The organism is Alkalimonas sp. NCh-2, assembly GCF_039631345.1.
GTDB lineage: Bacteria > Pseudomonadota > Gammaproteobacteria > Enterobacterales > Alteromonadaceae > Alkalimonas > Alkalimonas mucilaginosa.
On record NZ_JBDIUV010000001.1, the window covers coordinates 642,136 to 663,041 of the forward strand.

19 protein-coding genes are annotated in these 20,906 nt (G+C 51.4%); 3 read left to right on the forward strand and 16 right to left on the reverse strand.

The genetic code is table 11. From position 1 onward, the window contains the following. Positions 1-24: 24 nt before the first annotated feature. Complete coding sequence (locus tag ABC502_RS03105; protein ID WP_345914855.1) at positions 25-270, forward strand: hypothetical protein; 246 nt, start codon at positions 25-27, stop codon at positions 268-270. Then, complete coding sequence (locus ABC502_RS03110; protein ID WP_330086762.1) at positions 257-454, forward strand: DUF2970 domain-containing protein; 198 nt, start codon at positions 257-259, stop codon at positions 452-454. The genes ABC502_RS03105 and ABC502_RS03110 overlap by 14 nt, the downstream gene beginning before the upstream one ends. Here ABC502_RS03110 and ABC502_RS03115 read toward each other — a convergent pair. The 9 genes from ABC502_RS03115 to ABC502_RS03155 all read right to left on the reverse strand — a co-directional run bounded on the left by ABC502_RS03115 (position 417) and on the right by ABC502_RS03155 (position 9,269). Beyond that, on the reverse strand, positions 417-1,292 hold the full coding sequence (locus ABC502_RS03115; protein WP_330086761.1) for a Dam family site-specific DNA-(adenine-N6)-methyltransferase: 876 nt from the start codon (positions 1,290-1,292) through the stop codon (positions 417-419). The two genes, ABC502_RS03110 and ABC502_RS03115, sit on opposite strands and share 38 nt — an antisense overlap. Next, positions 1,289-2,635, reverse strand: a complete 1,347-nt coding sequence (locus tag ABC502_RS03120; protein WP_345914856.1) for an SPOR domain-containing protein — start codon at positions 2,633-2,635, stop codon at positions 1,289-1,291. The genes ABC502_RS03115 and ABC502_RS03120 overlap by 4 nt, the downstream gene beginning before the upstream one ends. Beyond that, positions 2,636-3,697 carry a 3-dehydroquinate synthase gene (aroB, locus tag ABC502_RS03125; RefSeq protein ID WP_345914857.1) on the reverse strand — a complete coding sequence of 354 codons (1,062 nt, stop codon included), beginning with the start codon at positions 3,695-3,697 and terminating at the stop codon, positions 2,636-2,638. A 25-nt stretch (positions 3,698-3,722) separates the two neighbouring features. Further along, positions 3,723-4,241 (reverse strand): shikimate kinase AroK, encoded by a 519-nt coding sequence (gene aroK / locus ABC502_RS03130; RefSeq protein WP_330086758.1) that lies wholly within the window; start codon positions 4,239-4,241, stop codon positions 3,723-3,725. Between the two features lie 205 nt (positions 4,242-4,446). After that, entirely contained in the window at positions 4,447-6,492 is a 2,046-nt protein-coding gene (locus tag ABC502_RS03135; RefSeq protein WP_345914858.1) for a type IV pilus secretin PilQ family protein, read from the reverse strand. A 26-nt stretch (positions 6,493-6,518) separates the two neighbouring features. Further along, positions 6,519-7,040: a pilus assembly protein PilP gene (locus ABC502_RS03140; protein ID WP_345914859.1), complete on the reverse strand. Its 522-nt coding sequence runs from the start codon at positions 7,038-7,040 to the stop codon at positions 6,519-6,521. Further along, on the reverse strand, positions 7,037-7,636 hold the full coding sequence (locus ABC502_RS03145; RefSeq protein ID WP_330086836.1) for a type 4a pilus biogenesis protein PilO: 600 nt from the start codon (positions 7,634-7,636) through the stop codon (positions 7,037-7,039). The genes ABC502_RS03140 and ABC502_RS03145 overlap by 4 nt, the downstream gene beginning before the upstream one ends. A 2-nt stretch (positions 7,637-7,638) precedes the next feature. Beyond that, on the reverse strand, positions 7,639-8,202 hold the full coding sequence (locus ABC502_RS03150; RefSeq protein WP_330086754.1) for a PilN domain-containing protein: 564 nt from the start codon (positions 8,200-8,202) through the stop codon (positions 7,639-7,641). Then, positions 8,190-9,269 carry a pilus assembly protein PilM gene (locus ABC502_RS03155; protein ID WP_345914860.1) on the reverse strand — a complete coding sequence of 360 codons (1,080 nt, stop codon included), beginning with the start codon at positions 9,267-9,269 and terminating at the stop codon, positions 8,190-8,192. Before ABC502_RS03155 ends, ABC502_RS03150 begins: the two co-directional genes overlap by 13 nt. A 152-nt stretch (positions 9,270-9,421) precedes the next feature. Between ABC502_RS03155 and ABC502_RS03160 the strand changes: the two genes are divergently transcribed. After that, positions 9,422-11,977, forward strand: a complete 2,556-nt coding sequence (locus tag ABC502_RS03160) for a penicillin-binding protein 1A (RefSeq protein ID WP_345914861.1) — start codon at positions 9,422-9,424, stop codon at positions 11,975-11,977. An 82-nt stretch (positions 11,978-12,059) separates the two neighbouring features. Here the strand turns inward: ABC502_RS03160 and argH are convergent, their stop codons facing one another. The 7 genes from argH to metL form a co-directional block, all read right to left on the reverse strand. Beyond that, complete coding sequence (argH, locus tag ABC502_RS03165) at positions 12,060-13,439, reverse strand: argininosuccinate lyase (RefSeq protein WP_345914862.1); 1,380 nt, start codon at positions 13,437-13,439, stop codon at positions 12,060-12,062. Positions 13,440-13,441: 2 nt separating this feature from the next. Continuing rightward, positions 13,442-14,662, reverse strand: coding sequence for an argininosuccinate synthase (locus tag ABC502_RS03170; RefSeq protein WP_330086750.1), 1,221 nt, complete (start codon positions 14,660-14,662; stop codon positions 13,442-13,444). Positions 14,663-14,670: 8 nt separating this feature from the next. Beyond that, positions 14,671-15,585: an ornithine carbamoyltransferase gene (locus ABC502_RS03175; RefSeq protein ID WP_330086749.1), complete on the reverse strand. Its 915-nt coding sequence runs from the start codon at positions 15,583-15,585 to the stop codon at positions 14,671-14,673. A gap of 23 nt (positions 15,586-15,608) precedes the next feature. After that, positions 15,609-16,385 carry an acetylglutamate kinase gene (argB, locus tag ABC502_RS03180; protein ID WP_330086748.1) on the reverse strand — a complete coding sequence of 259 codons (777 nt, stop codon included), beginning with the start codon at positions 16,383-16,385 and terminating at the stop codon, positions 15,609-15,611. Continuing rightward, positions 16,378-17,427 carry an N-acetyl-gamma-glutamyl-phosphate reductase gene (argC, locus tag ABC502_RS03185; protein WP_345914863.1) on the reverse strand — a complete coding sequence of 350 codons (1,050 nt, stop codon included), beginning with the start codon at positions 17,425-17,427 and terminating at the stop codon, positions 16,378-16,380. The genes argB and argC overlap by 8 nt, the downstream gene beginning before the upstream one ends. A gap of 164 nt (positions 17,428-17,591) precedes the next feature. Then, positions 17,592-18,497 carry a methylenetetrahydrofolate reductase gene (gene metF, locus ABC502_RS03190; protein WP_345914864.1) on the reverse strand — a complete coding sequence of 302 codons (906 nt, stop codon included), beginning with the start codon at positions 18,495-18,497 and terminating at the stop codon, positions 17,592-17,594. After that, complete coding sequence (gene metL, locus ABC502_RS03195) at positions 18,498-20,906, reverse strand: bifunctional aspartate kinase/homoserine dehydrogenase II (protein WP_345914865.1); 2,409 nt, start codon at positions 20,904-20,906, stop codon at positions 18,498-18,500.

Consider the following 20,906-nt stretch of genomic DNA (forward strand, 5'->3'; position numbering starts at 1 on the left):
TAGGATGCTCCGGGATTTTCACTGATGAAAGGACTTTTACAGCATAAAACACGCACTTTAGTGCTGGCAGCTACGCTGTTGGCAGCGGCTGGTTTTAGCTTATTGCACTCTCATCATCCAGCCTTGACTTGCCAGAATACTGCGGAGTGCCAACAGCAATTCAACTGGCTTAGCTGGTTACAAGGCCAGAGCCGTTCCGCACAGTTCCACTTTGTCGATTTGCTGGAGCTACTGGACCGTATGCTCCCAGCCAGCCATGACAGCAAATAGTCCAGCTTCCTGGAGACAAGTTCTGAAGGCCGTTGCAGGCGCTTTTATCGGTGTTCAATCTGAGCAACAACGTCAACAGGATTTTGCCGCCCGCAGCCCTTTGCCTTATATTCTGGTAGGTGTCGTCATGGCGGTGTTATTCGTTATTACCGTGCTGCTTGTCGTATCCTGGGTACTACGCTGACTACCTTGGGATCTGCTATAGCGGCAGCCTGATACAAAGCAAATATTTCCGCAACTTTTTTCCTGCTATGCCCTTTTTGGCTAATAGAGCGACCTACCTGAATAGGATGCAACTGCGCCTGCTGATATATTTTGCGGGTCAGGGTGGTGTCATGATTACTAATCAGCACAGTGACCCCCTGCAAGCAAGCAACTTCAGCCAAATTCGCCAGCTGAGCTTGATCGTCCAGGTTAAACCCTTCCCGCGCATAGCTGGTGAAGCTGGCGGTTTTACTAAGGGGTACATAGGGCGGGTCGCAGTAAACCACTGAGCCAGGCGACAAGTCTGCAAAGACTTGCTGGTAACTGCTGCAACTAAAAGTTGCCAGTTGGGCTTTTTCTGCAAAGAAATTCAGCTCAGCTTCCGGAAAGTAGGGTTTCTTATAACTGCCGAAAGGCACATTAAACATGCCTTTCATATTGTAGCGGCATAAACCATTGTAACCATGGCGATTGAGGTACAAAAAAAGCACAGCTCGCTCATAGCTATCGGTACTTTGATTAAAACGTTGCCGGATACTCAGATAGCTCTCTTTCTGGTTGCTTGACTCCACAAAGCAAGCCCGTGCATCGGCAATGTATTGCTCGGTTTGGTCCCGTACAATACCATACAGGCTGATCAAATCCTGATTGATGTCATTTAGCTGATAGCGCGCGTAATTGGTATTCAGGAATACGGAGCCTGCACCGACAAATGGTTCGACCAACGTGTCGCCTTCAGGTAAAAAGCGGCTCAGCGACTCCACCAGGTTGTACTTACCACCTGCCCATTTCAGAAATGCCCGTTGCTTGGTTTTCATTCGAAGCGGTTACCTTGCATTTGCTGAAAGTCTTCAATTTCTTGCCAGATCTGCGCTATCGTCTTAATAAACGGAGTTTCAGCCTGGATGGCCGCAGGAAGGGTCGCACGTATGGCCCGCGCTTCGCTGGCTGCGGCATAGGAAGCAAGCACCAAAACCCACTGCGGTAGCTGATTGGTCGACTGACGCTGATAAATCATGACCGGCAATTCAGGATAGCTTAGCTGCATACGCTCTGCCGCCGCAACGCTGGCAAAGACACCCAACTGCAGCGCATAGTGGGCTTTGTCCATCGAAAGCAGCTCTGCTTCATCATGTAAAAAGGATGACCGCCGGGTTTCAGCGTCCGTCAAGACTACATCAACTGGCGCATCCGACTCGGGAGTAACGATGGGCAGGTTTGTCTCCAGAGAAACATCCACTTCAGCCTCAACCGCATCAAGCCCTAACTCTGCCGCCGGCATCTCAAGCATAGAAACCGCCCCGGACTGTTCTGAGTGTTCAGGGCCGGAAGATAAACCAGGCTGAGTTTGCGCTGTCGGGTCAGGCGATGAGGTAGATTGTGCCTGCTGTACCGGGCTCCACGCTGAAACCGGTGACCGCAGCTGATTATCCGCCTCGACAACCTGATGTTCATCGGCTTGGTACAGCCACCAAAAAACCAGCCCTCCGGTACAAAGCAGCAATGCCAGCACTAATGCAAGGGTACTATAGATTTGTGCCGGGCTTCGGGGGAGCACGGAGCTCTGCTGGTTTGCAGCTATGCGATCAGGTTCCAGCAACAGGTGCAAATTACCAGCCGCAGCCTGTAAGCGCTGTGCAGCCGGTATACTGCGTAGCATATCTGCGGGAAGCAAGGACTCGGCTTCCGCGACAGTGATTGCCGGAATGGCCAAATTTAAATCGGCCTCAGGCAGCACCTCAGGGCCTGTGGTAATAATGTGCACTGGATGGGCACGCAGCAACGACAGGCAGGCTGCCGGCAAAGCACCCTGACCATCCAGGATCCACAACAATGGTTGAGGTTGAGGTTGCTCGAGCTGCTGCATCAGCGTCCCCTCATGATCACTCAAGCCAAACCATTGCTGCAGTAAAAGCTGCTGACACTGGCTGGTAGACATATCGGGTTGAGCCGAAAAGTAGGCCAGGTTCATCGAATCAGAGAACAGCTCAGCCAGAACCAATCCTAAGGTAGTCTTGCCGGTACCGGCAGCACCCACCAGATGAATATGCTGAAACCCATTAAACTCGATTTGAAATAATACCCGCTCTAACAGTTCTCGCTGCGAGGGCAAGATGGTGGCATGAGCTTGCAACTTGGTTGCCAGAGTAGATGGTAGCATTCAGGCGAAAACACTCACTAATTCAGTATCATCCACATCATCAATGACTTCACTATAGCCAAAGGATGTCGGCAGTACAAATCGCATCTTACCTGCCCGTACTTTTTTATCGGTTTTCATGTAAGGCAAAAAGTGCTCAATCATCATACCTTCCGGCGGAGCCACCGGTAATGAAAAGCGTTGTAACAACTGTTTAATGCGTAAAACCTCGGCCTCAGTCAGCCAGCCGCGATGCTGCGACAGCTGTGCAGCCATTACCATACCGGCTGCAACAGCTTCACCATGCAGCCAGTTGCCATAGCCAAGCCATGCCTCAATAGCATGCCCAAAGGTATGACCAAGATTAAGCAGAGCCCTGTTGCCCTGCTCTGTTTCATCGGCAGCAACAATTGATGCTTTCATCTGACAACAATGACGGATCACGGCAGCCAGAGCATCCGGCTCCAGTTGTTGCAGCGCTGCACTGTGCTGCTCCAGATAAGCAAAAAAAGCGGCATCCGCAATCAGTGCGTACTTGATCACTTCAGCCATACCTGCTGCAAACTCTCTGGCAGGCAAGGTAGTGAGCACTAAGGTATCAATCAACACCTGTTGTGGCTGCTTAAAAGCGCCAATCATGTTCTTACCAAGCGGGTGATTGACGGCCGTTTTTCCGCCAACAGATGAGTCAACTTGCGCCAGCAAAGTCGTTGGGATCTGCAGAAAGTCCACCCCTCGCTGGTAACTAGCAGCAACAAAGCCGGTGATATCGCCAACGACACCACCGCCCAGAGCCACCAATAAACCATCACGCGGGAATTTTTGCTGCAGCAGGAAGCTGAGAATGCGCTCGTATTGTTCCAGTGTTTTATAAGCTTCGCCGTCCGGCAACAAAAAATGCTGCAACTTACTATGCGCAAACAGCTGGCTGGCCTGATCCAGGTACAACGGAGCCACGGTATCATTGCTAATAATCACGACATGTGAGTAGTGGTTTAACAGCCGTTGCGGCTGTTGCAATAAACCCGGGCCAATATCTATCGGGTAGCTGCGTTCACCCAGTTCGACCTGAACACGATGCATAAGCAGCTCCCCTTACAATACGAAATCAGAAACCCAGTTGCTCAACTATTTGGCTGGCAACAGCACGTGCGCTTTGCTCATCCGTACGAACCGTCAGATCAGCAATCTCCTCATACAACGGGTTGCGCTCTGCCGCTAAACGGGTCAATACCTCTTCAGAATCCTCTTCCGTTTGCAGCAAAGGACGACGCTTATCACGTTGAGTACGAGCGACCTGCTTCTCGATCGGAGTTTCCAGATAGACCACAATACCACGTGCAGAAAGGCGATTGCGGGTTTCTTTGCTGGAAACAGAACCACCACCGGTAGCCAAAACGATACCCTGCATTTCGGTCAGATCCTGGATAACGTTTTCCTCACGTACCCGGAAGCCCGCTTCGCCTTCCAGGTCAAATACCCAGGCGATATCGGCACCAGTTCTGCGTTCGATTTCCTGATCAGAGTCATAGAAATCCAGATGCAGCATGTCTGCCAGATGACGGCCAATTGTGCTTTTACCAGCACCCATAGGACCTACAAGGAAAATATTACGTTTTTCTGCCATATGTCGTCGTGCTAATTCGTTATCTTGGTGAATTAAAAGTCAGGAACAAAGGCTCCCACGGAGAATTGAAGCGCTGAATTATGTCAGCAATGGCGTTGGCTTGGCAAGCTTATTTAAAAAATATTAGTACTCTGGCTTACAGCTAACGGAAACAGGCCGGCAATTGCCGGCCTGTGCATACTTCGCAATGACTAAGAGTTAGACATTACAATCCATCCGTTAAGATCCTGGGCGTAACAAAAATCAACAGCTCAGTTTTTTCATTAAACTCACTGGTATTCTTGAATAAACGTCCAATATAGGGGATATCACCAAACAGAGGGACTTTAGAGATAGCAGAAATAGCTTGTTGCTGATAAATCCCACCTAGCACTATGGTCTCACCGTTATCAACCAGCACCTGAGTTTGAATGCGCTGAGTATCGATGGCGGTCGCAGGGCCAATGGGCGTCTGCACCGTATCGCCACGTGTATCCTGAGTAATAATCAAATCAAGAATAATGCGATTGTCTGGAGTAATCTGCGGAGTAACCTCCAGGCTTAGTACCGCTTTTTTGAAGGTCACGGTAGTAGCACCACTGGAAGAAGCCTGCACATACGGAATCTCCGTGCCTTGCTCAATACGCGCCATTTTCTGGTTGGAAGTTGTTACCCGCGGGCTGGCAATAATCTCGGCTTTATTTTCTTGCTCCAACGCAGATAGCTCCAGATCAAGAATGGTGCCATCCGATAGTTTTGCAACATGAAAAGCAATATTACCCGCTGGATTGGTGACTGGTAAATTGACATTCCAGCGTTGATCCAAAGCAGGGATCACCCCTCCTGCAATGGCATTGGCACCAGCTGCGGTACCAGAAGTGCCTTTGGTGCGTTGCTGATCAGAGAATCCCCAGCGGATCCCCAAATCTTCTTTTACATTGTCTTTGACTGTTACCATCCGCGATTCAATCAATACCTGCCGAACAGGGATATCGAGTCGCTCAACCAAGCGACGTGCATTCTCGATGGAGCGACTGGTGTCCCGGATTAAAATGGTGTTGGTACGATCGTCCACCGTCACAGCGCCCCGCTCAGTCAGCAAGCTGGTATCCTGATTGCGCAATAGTGAGGCAATATCAGTGGCTTTAGCATAGTTAATGACTAAGAAGTCGGAGTACAAAGGTTCTAGGTTTTCAACATCAATCCGCGCTTGCATCTCTCTGGCTTCACGGCTTGCCAATTCATCAGTCGGCGCTACCATCAGGATATTGCCATCCATCCGTTTATCCAGCCCCCGCACTCGTAACACAATATCCAGTGCCTGATCCCAGGGCACGCCATCCAGTCGTAAAGTCACATTGCCAGTCACTGAGTCGCTGGTGACCAGGTTAAACCCATTGTAATCGGCTATTATCTGCAGCACTGTTCTAACCGGAATATCCTGAAAGTTCAGTGAAATAGGCTGCCCCTGATAGTCACGGCTACCCAAAATACTGCGCTGCGTCTCATCGCGCTGCACATCCAGGGTAAAAATATTATCGATTTGTTGGTAGCTGTGGGTAAAAGCGTGCGTAGGCTCAATCACCAGACGACTGATGCCATCTTCGTAAAAGGTTTCAATTTGGCGCACTATGGTGCCAAAGTCCATCACATCCAAAATGTACAGCATGTCTTCCGGAATGCTGGTGTTATGAAAATCCACATGCAACTTGCCCGCTTTTTCCTGTACATTGACAGCCGCAGCATTATTGCGCAAAAAGACCAGCACCCGGCCTTCCCCACGCTCACCACGACGAAAATCAATGGCCTGTACCGCGTTAAGCGATTGCACCTGAATTTCATTCCGATAGCCAGGAGCTTTGACCGCATTGTGAGTACTCAAATGCAGGTAAAAACTGCTGCCATCCTGTCGTGTTTTATATGGGTTTAACTGCTCCAGATACACCACAACCCGGCTGCCCTGCTCATCGGTATAAGCATTGATATTTCGAATTCCGGCACGGTTCACTTCAATCTGTGACAGGCTGCGATCAACCTCAATGCCGGCAAAGCTCAATTCAATTCGTGCCGGTTGGCTCAATACCTGGATCTCAGGTTCGCTCCTGAGCCGATCATCAAACACAAACTCCAGCTCAGTCTCACCACTCATCAGAGGGCTGTAACGCACATCATGCAATAATGGCCTGGCACTGGCTGGCAGACTAACTAACAGCAACAGCACCGCAGCTTGGTACATGGCGTATTTGACATGGTTTTTCATTGTTTTCGTCATCTTATCCATCATGCATTACACACCTGTTAATGAGCAGACCCTGCCATCTGCAATATGGTTGTTCTTTCTTGCCAGCAGCCGGTGCCATCAGGGATAAGCTCCAGCAATTCTATCTGGGCAGGCGTCACAGAGAGTACACGTCCATGATGCAAACCAAGATGATGATTGACCGTAATCCGGTGCAAGGTCTGATCGCCCGCCTGAATCAATGCCCAAAGCTGGCTGCTATCTCCTAATGTACCGCGCATCACCAAGTTATCCAGCGCAAAGCTTTCCAAAGGCTCTCGCGAGCGATTAGGATCCGGGTGCGGGCAATCCTGTACTTGGACAAAACGTTCCTGCAACGCTTCCCGTCTTGGCATAGCAAAAGGGCTTCTTGCCTGACTGCCCTGGTAAGCAATATGGCGAAACTCTTTCATCTCAGGTAAAGGCTCAACCCGGGTGCGGGTATTGGCTTTTACTTCCGCCTCAAATTCATGGATATCGGCCATGTCGTTAAAGCAAGCTGTCAACAGCAACATCAAAGGAACCAGCCCAATCCACCTCATTGGTCTGCCTCCTTGTAACGATAGGTTTTCGCAACCACGTTAAAGCGCAGCTTGCCATTTTGCTCTGCTGCAATGGTAAAGTCATGCAAACTGACAATACGGGGTAAACGGGCAACTTCACTGACAAAATTACCAAACTGGTGGTAGTCCCCAATCACATCAATACGAATAGGCAGCTCAGTATAAAACTCTTTTTCAATCTCAGGCATCCAGTTTATCCGCACAAAGCTTAAGCCACTCGTGGTACCAACGTAAGTAATATCATCCAGCAGGCCCGGAGTTTCATGAGTCGCCGGCAACTGCTTTAATAAAAACGAAAAGCTTCGCTCCATTTCGGCCATTTGCTGCTTGTAGGGCTCAAGATTGACGGCTGAAGCATACTTGGTACGGTACTCCTGGCGTAGCTGAAGCTCCTGGCGCTGAGCTGCATTGAGCGCTTCGATTTTATTACTTACCATCAGATAATAACTTAAAGCAGCAATGGCTAACGCAACGACCACAGCAAAAATCAATTTCACTACTGGCGGCCAAGTGCCCATATTATCTAATGTAAGTTCATTCACATCCACTTCGGAGAAATCAAAATTCCAGTTCATTTTCATGGAGTTTCTCCTTGCATCATGTCAAAGCCCTTCACCTGCATATGCATTCTGAAATCACTGAGCAGTTGGTTGCTGCGACCTGTTTCGATGAACTCCAGTAAAGGCTCAGATAAAAGCTCCGAGTCTTCGACTTGCCGGATCATATTGGCCAGCCGGTTATTGGACTCGCTTCTGCCATTAATAAGCAATGAGCTGCCTTTTTTCTCCAGGCTAACCAGATACACACCAGAGGGAACCACACGGACAATTTCATCCATAATCTGGGTACCCAAATTACGGCTGCCCTGTAACTGAGCTATCAGCGCCATCCGTTGCTGCAGGCTGGTCTTGGTTTCATTCAAATCTCTGATTTCAGTAATTTGTCGATTCAGCTTGGTGATTTCTGCCTGCAAATATTGATTGCGCTGATGCTGGCTATCTAAACGCGCACTGTAGATAGAGCTGATAGCAAATACCAATATAAAACTGAATAGCGCAACAGCAGTGATCAGCGTCAGATACTGCTTTTGTTGCTCTTTGCGTGCCGCTTCACGCCAAGGCAGAAGATTTATATGTGCCATGGCGAAAAACTCCTTAATGCTAAACCGGTGGCCACCATCATCTGAGCGCCCTGTGACGCCATTAACTCTGGGTCCAATGCGCTGGAAATCGTCATGCCTGCAAAAGGTTTTGCAATCACCGTATGAATGCCTAACTCATCGGTCAGTAACTTATCAATACCCTCCAACAAGGCCGTACCACCGGAGATAATCAGGTAATCCACACTTTCTTTGCCGCTGGTGGTTAGGTACATTTGCACCCCACGCCGCACTTGCTGAAGCAGCATAGTCTGAAAAGGTGCCAGCACTTCAAAGGTGTAATTGGGTGGTAAATCACCGCTGACTTTTGCCAGCTCTGCTTCCTCGTAACTTTTGTTGTAGTAAGAGAGAATGCTGCGGGTATACTGCTCACCACCAAACACCTGATCGCGGGTGTAAAGGGTTTTTCCTTTTTCAATAATGGAAAGCAATGTCATGGTGGCACCAATGTCGACCATAGCAACCACTTTCTGTTTGGCATCATCAGGCAACTGGGCCATACAGAGCTCAGCTGAACGGCTAAGCGCGTAACTTTCTACATCAATCACTTTAGCAGTAAAACCACCTAGCTCCAGGGCCGCTACCCGACTTTCAACACTTTCGGTACGGGCAGCACTCAGCAACACATTAACTTTGGATGGGTCTGACTCGTTAATATCCAGCTTTTCAAAATCCAGACTGACTTCATTCAGGGGGTATGGGATCAGACTATCCGCCTCTACTTCAATCTGGCTTTCAAGTTCAGCATCCGTTAAGGCGACATCCATAAAAATGACTTTGCTGATAACGGTGGAACCGGAAACGGCTGCAGCGGCAAATTTAACAGCACGGGGAATTTTTTTACGAATTTTATTCAGGACATTGCCAACAGCCTCAATATCCTGAATTTCACGCTCAGAAATAGCACCTTTGGCCATTGGCTCAATAGCAAAGGCCTCAAGATGAAACTGCTCTTGCTGTTTACTAAGTAACACGGCTTTCACCGAATGAGAGCCGATATCAATACCGACCATCATGGGAGATTGCTTTGTGAAGAGTGGTTTTATCATAGCAAAAGGCAACCGTAGTTATTACAATTGTTATTGTTATACTTTGTAGCTTAGATCTTTTTTTAAGGAATAAAAAGAGTTTATTCAAAAAGAAACAACTATATACTAGTACTCTTTTGTAGTTTTTGGCAGTTGTATGTAGAGGCGGATGGGTGTCCTGGCTAAAAAAAATTCTGGTTTTGTGCCTGATTGGGCTTTTGCTGGCAATATTTAGCATTGCAGCGGCGTACTGGTATGTCAAAGATGATCTGCCGGATGTTCGTCTGCTCCAAGACGTTCGGCTGCAGACTCCGATGCGGGTGTTCACTGCCGACGGCGAATTGATGTCGCAATTTGGCGAACAACGTCGTATCCCATTGACGCTTGAACAGATGCCACCGCAATTGATTCAGGCTTTTCTTGCCACCGAAGACAGCCGCTTTTACGAACACCCAGGTTTTGATGTGATTGGTATGATGCGTGCTGCTCTGGTGGTTGCCAGTACCCGGGACGCCTCTCAGGGTGCCAGTACTATTACTCAGCAGTTAGCAAGAAACTTTTTCCTGACGCGGGAAAAGAAAATTATCCGCAAAATTAAAGAAATTTTCCTTGCCGTTAAAATTGAGCAGGTACTTAGCAAAGACGAAATTTTGGAGCTCTACCTCAACAAAATCGAGCTGGGTCACCGTGCCTTTGGGGTCGGCGCTGCCGCTCAGGTGTATTTTGGTAAAAGTGTGGATGAACTAAGCCTGGACGAAATCGCTATTATTGCCGGCCTGCCACAGGCCCCTTCGGTATTAAACCCGGTGCGCTCACCTGCCAATGCCCGTAACCGCCGCAATATCGTACTTGGTCGGATGCTGACCATGAACTACATTAGCGAGCAGGAATACCAGGCTGCAGTGCAAGCTCCGGTAACCAGCCGCCGCCATGGTGCGCAAATTACCGCTTCAGCCCCTTACATTGCCGAAATGGTTCGACAGCAAGTGGTCGATATGTACGGCGAAGATTTTGCTTACAGTGCAGGCCTGCAAGTCTACACCACCATTCATAAACCTATTCAGGATGCGGCCCGTCGCTCCTTGCAGCAGAACCTGTACGATTACGATGAACGACATGGCTATCGTGGCCCCGAAGCTGAACTTTGGTCTGCCGAGGCCGGCGACTCGGATCCTGCCTGGTCAACGGATGAGATCCTGAGCTACCTGGCCAGCCAGCAGAGCCTGGAAGATTTACATCATGCGGTGGTACTAGCGGTTGAGGAGCAAGATGCTACCGTAATTTTAGCCGATGGTCAGCAGCAAACACTAAGCTGGGACGCTTTGAAATGGGCCCGACGCTTTATTAATGACCAGCGCCAGGGCCATGCTCCCAAACAGGCAGCAGATATTTTGCAACCAGGTATGCATATCCGGGTACGCCACAATGGTGACTACTGGCAGCTCAGCCAACTCCCTGAGGCCAGCAGTGCTCTGGTATCGCTGGACCCAGCCACTGGCGCTATTCAAGCCTTGGTGGGCGGCTTTAGCTTTGCTCAAAGCCAGTTCAATCGTGCCACTCAGGCCAAACGCCAGGTAGGCTCCACCATCAAACCTTTTATTTATTCTGCCGCCCTGGAACATGGCTATACTTTGGCATCCATTGTCAATGATGCCCCTATTCACCACTGGGATCAGGGCGCTGGTATTGCCTGGCGGCCGCGAAATTCTCCGGCAGTGTACGATGGTCCGATACGGGTGCGGGAAGCCTTGGCAAAATCCAAAAACGTGGTGTCTGTGCGGTTACTCCGGGGCGTGGGCATAGATGCCTCTATTCAACACCTGCGCAATTTTGGCTTTGCTGAAACCGATTTACCACGCAATGAAACCTTGTCGCTGGGCTCTGCCTCACTGACGCCCCTGGAATTAACGGCCGGTTATGCTGTTTTTGCTAATGGTGGATTTTTAGTTGATCCCTACGTCATTGATCGGATTTATAACGAGCAAGGGGAGCTGATTTATCAGCATCAACCTAAAGTGGCTTGCAAAGAGTGCCAGGAAAACCCAACGGTACCCCAATCAGAGCTGGATGCAGAAGCTCAATTAGCCCAACTCTTTGCCAACCTGGAGCCAGACCCGACAGAAAAACAACCGGCTGGGCTAAAGCAGGCACCACGAGTGCTGTCTGAACAGAATGCCTTTTTAATTCGCGAAGCCCTCAAATCCAGCGTTTGGGGTGGGGGCAACTGGAATCGTGGCACTGGTTGGAATGGCACCGCCTGGCGGGTTCAGAGCTTGCAGCGGCGGGATATTTCCGGCAAAACCGGTACCACCAATGATTCCAAAGATACCTGGTTTGCCGGCTTTAACAGCCAACTGGTGGGCGTTGCCTGGGTTGGTTTCGACGATGCCAATCGCAGTCTGGGCCGGGCGACCTGGAATGCAAACCTGGGACGTGATCAGAGCAGTGGTGTTGAAGCTGGTGCCCGCACTGCCCTACCGGCCTGGTTGGAATTTATGCGGGTTGCCATGCAGGATATACCGGTAGATCAGCCTGAAACACCATCTGGCATCTCATCGGTGCGCATCGACTTGGAAAGCGGTTTGTTAAGCCGGGCCAATGATCACACCAGCAGCTTTGAGTTTTTCCTGCGTGGCACCGAGCCAAGCCAATACGCCCAGCCCGGCGCTCCGGCCTTCTCCTTTGATGACGATGAGCCGGCAACTGAGCTGCTGGAGCTGTTTGATTAACCATGTGCTTGAACTTCCCCCCGCTTAAATAAAACGGCCAGCAAGATGCTGGCCGTTTTATTTAAGCGGTGAGAGAGCTTTATTACTGAGCCGCCAACCAGGCTTTGGCCTGTGCCAAAGCTGGCAGTACCTGCTCCGGGCTGGTGCCCCCAAGCGCATTGCGACGCGCCATACCGGCTTCTAAAGTGAGTGCCGAATAGACATCCTCGCTAATGACGGCGCTTACCTTTTGCATCTCAGCCAGTGACAGTTGCTCCAACGGCAGTTGCTGCTTGGAGGCAATCAGCACCAACTGACCTGATAAGTGATGGGCATCACGAAACGGGATCCCTTTGCTTACCAGATAGTCGGCCAGATCAGTGGCATTGCTGTAGCCAAGCTCAGCTGCCTGACGGCAAACATCCACTTTGACGCTTAAATGCGGCAGCACAGTCGCCAACACCTGCAAGGATTGTTGCCACTGCTGCATCAAGTCAAAGAAGCCTTGTTTGTCTTCCTGCATGTCTTTGTTGTAGGCCAGCGGCAAGCCCTTGAGCACATGCAAAATAGCCACCAGTTGGCCCAGAATGCGGCCACTTTTGCCGCGCAGCAGTTCGAATACATCCGGGTTTTTTTTCTGCGGCATCAGCGATGAACCACTGCTGATGGCATCGCCCAACTTGAAAAAACCAGCTTCACCCGAGCAAAAGAAAATCACATCTTCCGACAAACGCGAAACATGGGTCATGCACAAACTGGCCGCAGCAGACAGCTCCACCACAAAGTCGCGATCAGACACTGCATCCAGGCTGTTGGCTGCGGCTGCATCAAAGCCCAATTGCTGTGCCAGCCAGCTGCGATCCACCGGTACTCCAGTGCCTGCCAAAGCACCGGCACCAAGCGGGCAGACATTCAGGCGCTTACTGGCATCGTCCAAACGACCAAGATCACGTTTCAACATCTCCACATAGGCCAGCGCCCAATGCGCAACCATCACTGGCTGGGCGCGCTGCAAATGGGTATAGCCTGGCATGACAGCAGTACCAGCTGCATCGGCAAAGTTCAGCAGTGCCTGAATACTGCCAAGCAAACTGCTGCGTACCGCTGCTGCAGCGGCCCTGGTCCATAACCGCAGATCAGTTGCAACCAAATCATTGCGGCTGCGGCCGGTATGCAATTTACGGGCAACGGCGCCAAGGCGTTCGGTCAGTTGGCTTTCTACCCAGCTATGAATGTCTTCCTCACCGCTTACAACTGGCAAACGGGGATCCTGCAGCAGCTCCTCTGCCAGTTGTTGCAACGCCTGTTGCAACTGCTGAGCTTCCTCCGCCGCAATCAGGCCGGCTTCAGCCAGACCGGCCGCCCAGACTTTGGATGCTGCGATATCCTGTTGTGCCAACTGGTAGTCAAAGCTGATGGAGTCATTAAAGGCTTTGAATTCATCCAGGGTTGCCTCGGTAAAACGCCCGCCCCACATCGCCATAATCAGGACTCCTGTGTTGTTTTATCAGCCGCATGCATGGCGCGAATACGGCTGGCCAGACTGTACAGACGAATAAAACCGGCCGCGTCCTGCTGGTTATACACTTCATCATCTTCAAAGGTGGCGAAAGCTTCCGAGTAGAGGCTGTTAACAGAGCGACGCTTGGCAACGGTGGCACGGCCTTTATAGAGTTTGACTACCACATCTCCGGTCAGATCCTGCGCCAGACTGGTTGCAGCCGCCAATAAAGCATCTTTGAGCGGGGTGAACCAGCGGCCATCGTACACCAACTGAGCAAACTTCAGGCCAATCTCTTCGCGGTAGTTCAACGCCGTACGATCATACACCAGCGCCTCAAGTCCCTGTAAAGCTGCCAGTAAAATGGTGCCCCCTGGAGTTTCATAGCAACCGCGGGACTTCATGCCAACCAAACGGTTTTCGACGATATCAATCCGCCCGACACCGTGCTCGGCACCAATGGCATTTAGTAAGGTTAATGCTTCTACCGGTGCCAGTACCTGGCCATTTACACTGCGCAGTTCACCGGCCACAAAAGACAATTCTACATAGGCGGGCTGATCGGGTGCCTGCTCTGGCGATTTGGTCCAGGTCCACACTTGCTCACTTGGCTCACACCAGGGGTCTTCCAGCTCGCCACCCTCATGCGAAATATGCCAGAGATTGGCATCCCGGCTGTAGATTTTGGTGGCAGACGAGGTGGTTGGGATCTTCTTTTCAGCCAGATAATCCAATAACGACTGGCGCGAACTGAACTCCCACTCACGCCAGGGAGCAATCACTTTGAGTTGTGGCGCCAGCGCTGCAAAAGCACTTTCAAAACGAACCTGATCATTGCCTTTGCCGGTACAGCCATGGCTAAGGGCATCGGCACCCACTTTTAATGCCAATTCAACCTGAGCCCTGGCAATTACCGGCCGTGCCATCGAGGTACCAAGCAGGTACTGGCCTTCATACACAGCACCGGTTTTTAGTGTTGGATAGACCACCTCATGCATCAGTTGCTCACGTAAGTCCACCACATAACAACTGGAAGCACCGGAGGCAATGGCTTTTTCTTCCACCCCGGCCAGCTCTTCATCGCCCTGACCAACATTAGCAACAAAAGCCACCACTTCGCAGCCATAATTGTCTTTTAACCAAGGCACGATGGCCGAAGTATCCAAACCACCTGAGTAGGCCAACACGACTTTTTTTACACTCATCTCGCACCTCATGCTAAAAGTTGAACCAGCACCGCATTTTGCGCGTGCATTCTGTTTTCTGCTTGCTGTAATACCAGAGCTGCTTTGCTGTCCAGCAGTTCACTGGTCACCTCCTGCCCGCGATGGGCTGGCAGGCAGTGCATCAAATACTTACTACCTAAACGCTCCAAGACCGCACTGCTTAATTGGTAATCACCAAAGCGACGCAATTGCTCTGCTGCATCCATTGAATCGCCCATCGACACCCAGGTGTCGGTATAAATAGCCTGACAGCCGTGCGCCTCGGATACATGATGGCTCAAGTGCAGCGAAGCGCCAGTTTTTGCCGCTATCGCCTGGGCCTGTTGCAACACATGGCCATCCGGACCATGATTAGGTGGGGTGATCACCACCAAGCTCATACCAGAGAGCGCGGCTCCCAGCATCAGCGAATGACAAACATTGTTCCCATCCCCGACATAAGCCAATTTCACCTGCTGTAAATCACCAAAGGTTTCATGCAGCGTCAGCAAATCTGCCAGCGCCTGACACGGATGATACAAATCACTGAGTGCATTAATCACGGGCAAGCCGCTGCTGGCGGCCAGCTTCTCCAGTGTACTTTGCGTAAACACCCGAGCAACGATAGCGTCGGTCCAGCACGCCAGATTACGGCCAAAATCTTCCACGGTTTCACGTTGGCCTAAAGCACCGTTTTGTTGATCCAGATAGATGCTATGACCTCCGAGTTTCTGAATGCCAACATCAAAGCTCACCCGGGTGCGCAGCGATGGCTTCTCAAACAGCAAGGCGATACTCTTGCCGGCCAGAGCCTGCTGATACATTGCGGGTTGATGCTTGATTTGCAGTGCTAATTGCAACAACTGGTGCAATTGCTCTGGCTGCAGTTCATGCAACGACAGTAATTGGTGGAATGATTTCATAGCTTTACTCGCGTCATGTCGTATTACACTGAAGGGTGAATGCAGGTGCCTACTGCCTGGCCTGCCAACAGGGCCAGCAATAAATCCGGTTGCTGCCAACCAGCCACCACGATACTGCGCTGAAGCGCCTGGGCGGTTTCCAGCGCGGCATCCAGCTTCACTTTCATGCCCCCCTGAATCACACCGGCAGCAACCAGACTGGCTGCCTCTGTCGCATGCAAATCTGCAATCAGGCTGCCATCGGCCTGTAAAATGCCCGGAACATCCGTTAATAACAATAGATCTCCCTGCAGCAACTGGCAAAGTGCAGCCGCTGCCAAGTCGGCATTGATATTTAGCAGTTCACCATCAAGATGGCCAATGGAACTAAGCACCGGGGTGAAGTCTTGCGCCAGCAGCACTTGCAATAACTCTGGTTTGCCTGGCAAGGCCTTAGCAACTGCTCCCAGCCGTGCGATACGCTCAAAACAACAGCTGCCACCGGCTCCCAGAGTAAGACCCACCGGCTTTAAGGCAGCACCATCAGCCAGGGCCACCAGCTCCGCATTCACAGCGCCTGCCAGAGCGCCAGCGATCACCGGCATCTGCTCTTTTGGCGATAGCCGCTGACCATCGATTTTTTCGGTCACAAAGCCAAATGTTTGCAACCAGCTTTCAACCTGGGCTCCGCCACCATGCACCAGCAGCAATGGCCGCTGCTGCTTGATGTGCTGGCAAACCGTTAACAAGGCAGAGATAGCGGCAGGCTCCTGCAACAAGCGACCGCCCAGCTTAACAACAAGTGGCCGAGACTTAGTCACGATAACCTCCTCCCTGCAAACCGGCTTGCTCCGGATAGCCATACTTTAGGTTGGCCAATTGCACTGCCTGGGCAGCGGCCCCTTTAAGCAAATTATCGATAGCAGAAACCACCAACAGTTGCTCCCCATCTTGCTGCCAGTGCAGATCGCAAAAACAGGTCCCCGCTACATCGGCTACATTCGGCGGCCGAGACAATAAGCGTACCATTGGTTTGTGCTGGTAATACTGCTGATAGACTGCATCAACCTCTGCTTTGTGGATGCCAGCTTTTAAACGGACACTGATGGTCGCCAAAATACCACGCTTAAAATTGCCCAGGTGCGGCGTAAACACCACTGGGCAGCCCAGCGTCTGCTCGATCTCCGGCCGGTGCCTGTGCTTAAAAAAGCCGTAAGGAGCCAAGCCTACTTCGCAAAAAGAAGTCCCCAGCGCTGCCTTTCGACCTGCGCCAGACACACCACTGATTGCATTAATCACCGGCACAGCGCCCTCTGCCAGTAACCCTGCTTGTACCAATGGCAATAAAGCCAGGCTGGAAGCCGTAGGATAACAGCCGGCAACAGCGAATAAAGATTGTTCCAGCTCAGATGCGCTGATCCACTCTGCCAGACCATAAGGTGCTTGCGCTAATAACTGCGGATGCTGATGGCTGTAGCCATAAAACTCCGGGTACAAGGCCGCGTCTTTTAAGCGAAAAGCACCGGATAGATCGAACACTACCAGACCGGCAGCCAGCAATTGCGGCGCCAGCGCTTCACTGGCCTCGTGCGGCAGCGCTAAAAAAGCAATATCGGCTCGTGTGGCAAGATCGGTCAGCTCTTCCGGTTGCCAGGGCAATACCGTAAGCTCCAACAGTCCGCTATAACGCGGGTACAGCGAAGCAAAAGATTCCGGTTCACGGTTTGCTGATGCATAAGCAGCCACCAACTCGATAGCGGGATGCTGACTGAGTAACTGCACCAGCTCCGCACCACTGTAACCAGCAGCACCCAGCACAATAGCACGCTTTTTCGACAGGACAACAGATTGAGATTGCGACATCGACGACTTTCCTCAGACGGATAAGTCGCTAGTCTACGCAGAGGAACCGCAAAAAACAAGAATTATTATGCTAATTTTATGAATTAATATCCAAAAAAAGACTAAGGTAAACGGTTAGTCTGCCGGTAGCATTTTACCGGCAGATGACAAAAATACGGCTCGGTTCAGGCACCTTCTTTGACCAGCGGACGCACGCCCAGCAGATGACAAATAGCATAGCTGAGTTCACTGCGGTTTAGGGTATAAAAGTGAAAATGATCCACCCCTTCCCGGCTCAGAACCTTGACCATTTCCATCGCAATATTGGCCGCCACCAGGTTACGGGTCGTCGCATCCTGCTCTAACCCTTCATAGGCTTTGTGCATCCAGCCAGGAACCGCCACATTGGTTAGCGCTGCAAATTTGATCAGCTGCTGAAAATTGGTCACCGGCAAAATACCAGGGATGATGTCGACATCAATGCCAATGGCTGCACAACGGTCACGGTAACGCAGAAATTTTTCTACATCAAAAAAGAACTGCGTGATGGCTCGGGAAGCACCGGCATCCACTTTGCGCTTTAAATTCAGTAGATCAAACTGGGTATTGGGAGCTTCAGGATGTACTTCTGGATAAGCCGCCACCGAAATATCGAAATCAGCCACTGAACGCAGGATCTCCACCAAATCGGCAGCATAAAGAGCCGGCTTTTCAACCGTTCCTGGCGGTAAGTCGCCCCGAAGTGCAACGATATGGCGGATGCCGTTGTCCCAGTAATCACGGGCAATTTGCTTTAATTCATCGACACTGGCATCTACGCAGGTAAGATGCGGCGCAGCAATGAGGCCTGTGCGTTGCTTGATGGATTTTATGATGTCGTGGGTGCGATCACGCTCCCCCGAATTGGCACCATAGGTTACGGACACAAAGCTGGGTGCCAATGGCGCTAAACGCTCAATCGACTGCCAGAGCGTTTGCTCCATCTGTTCAGTTTTCGGCGGAAAAAACTCAAAACTGACTTTTGCTTTGCCTTGCACATCGTGCAGGTTGCGGTTAATGGCTTCTAGAAATTGAGCATTAGCAAATGACATTTACGACGACCTCTGCAAATTGGCGGCAGATTGAGTAAGCAACTGATGTGCCAGCTGAGCAAGATCAGCATGGACGCCACCCGCGGTAACAGTGCGACCTGCACCAGGGCCTTTGATCACCAGAGGCAATTCCTGATACCAGTCGGATTCAATAACAAAAACATTATCACATGGCTGAATAGCCGCCAGAGGGTCACTGGCCGCTACGCTCACCAGCCGAACCCTGGCCTGCACGCCAGAATCACGGATGCTCAGCTCACCAATAAAGCGCAGCTGCAACTGATCCGCCCTGGCTTGCTGCAGATGCTGGGCCATTAAGGCATCAAAATCCGCGCGTTGCTGCCAAAACGCGTCCCAGCTATCCCCTGCCAGCGCGACGGGCAGCAAGGGCTCCAGTTCGATATCAGCCAGATCCAACGAACAACCCAGCTCACGCGCCAGTACCAATAATTTGCGTTGTACATCACGGCCGGACAAATCTTCACGTGGATCCGGCTCGGTATACCCCAGCTCTTTGGCTTGCAGCAACAACTCAGAAAATTCAGTGCTGCCATCATACTGACACAACAACCAGGACAAGGTGCCAGAGAAAATGCCACTAATGCGCCATACCGTATCGCCTGCCGCCTGCAAATCATGCAGGGCACGCTGCACCGGCAAGCCCGCACCTACGGTGGTGTTGCTAAGCCAGCTGAGCTTCTCTGCAGTCAGTTGGGCTAAAATGGCCTGATACTGGGTTTGAGGCAAAGTAACGCCTTGCTTATTGGCACTGATAATATGACAACCCGCAGCAATAAAGTCCGGGTATTGCTCAGCCAAAGTCATGCTTGGCGTTAAGTCAATCAATACCTTGGGAGCAGGTAACTGTGCAATTTGCGCCAGCAAACGCTGCTGATGCAAGGGCTCGGCCTGTTGCAACAACGCTGGCAGCTCCGTGGCGGCAACCGGCTGCAATACCATTTGACGTGAATTAAACACCGCAGCTAACTGCAAACCATGCTGGTGCTGGCAGCGGGCCTGATGCCCGGGCAGTAAGCGCAGAAACTCAGAACCCACATTGCCGGTACCCGCGACAATCAACTGAATATCTGTCCGCGGCTGGGTACAGCATTGATGAAGATCGGCAAAACTCACGGCAGATAACTCCTGTTCAAACAGCCAAACGGCCAGTTCTTTACTTTGGTAACTGTGGACCGGCTGCAACCGCTGAAGGCAAGCCGCGACATCGGCTGGCAAGACCTCCTGCTGAACAGGGGCCGGTTTCAGCCAGGCGACAGCATAGTAAGGCGTGGTGTCATGCACAGCATGCACCTGACGCTCAGCCAGCAATTGCACAGCTTGCTCCGCGACCTTAGCTGGCAACAGCCACAGATGAGCATCCGGCAACTGCGGCAAGGCAATCACGGGCTGTTGTAACTCATTGGCCAACCAGTTGGCATCGTACCCATTGAGCTCATGCATGCTAAGTAACACCATGCTGCTCAGATCGGTGACAAAACTAGCCTGGCAGCTTTCAGCAGGCACAATCTGACAACCTGAACGATGGGGCTCAAAGCTGGAGCGCACCTGCAACTGGGTGTCGCTGTTTTGCAATGGTGCCAGAGTACGGGCATGCAGTACCGGGTTGCCCAACTGGGCCAGCAGACAGGCCTGGCGCCAGCTGACCCGATGATAAGGAACTGCGGCCGGAAGCCGGCGGGGGTCGCCGCTGTAAATTGCATCCACATCGGTCCAGATATGCACCTGTGCTGCCTGCACCAAACGGCCTAGAATGGTGGCTGAGTAGTCACTGCCATTGCGGCCGAGCGTCAGGCTTTTCCCGGCAGGATCACGCGCAATAAAGCCTGTTACTACCTGAATCCCCTCACAACGTACCGCTTGCAGTCGTTGCTCCGATTCATCCCAACGAATTTGGTGCCGATCGACGGTTAAAAAGCCCCGGCTGTCCAACCAGTCGGCTGTCAGACCATACTGCCGCAGTAAGCGGCTAAGCAACAAAGCGGACAGAGACTCCCCCAGAGCCAGCACATCCGCGTCCTGACCGGCAATCACCAACGCAGGCAACAGTTGCAACCACTGCTGCAGTTGCTGCAAGACATCACTCTGGCGCTGCTCAGTCAGAACCTGACGAACCAAGGCCGTTAAATGTTCTGCCAGTGCAGCCACAGCCTGTTCAAGTAACTCCGGCTGCTGAGCAAGCTCCAGCAACTGATACAATTGATCGGTGGTTTTGCCGGGTGCAGAAACCACTACCCAGCACCCACTTATCGGGTGTTGCTGTGTCTGTTGCTGCCGTATAATGCTGGCTACAGCATGAAAGCGGTTGGCATCGGCCAAACTGGTGCCACCGAACTTATGTACCTGGCTACCCTGTGGCCAGCTCTGGGCTGATAAAGCTTGATTCGTCAT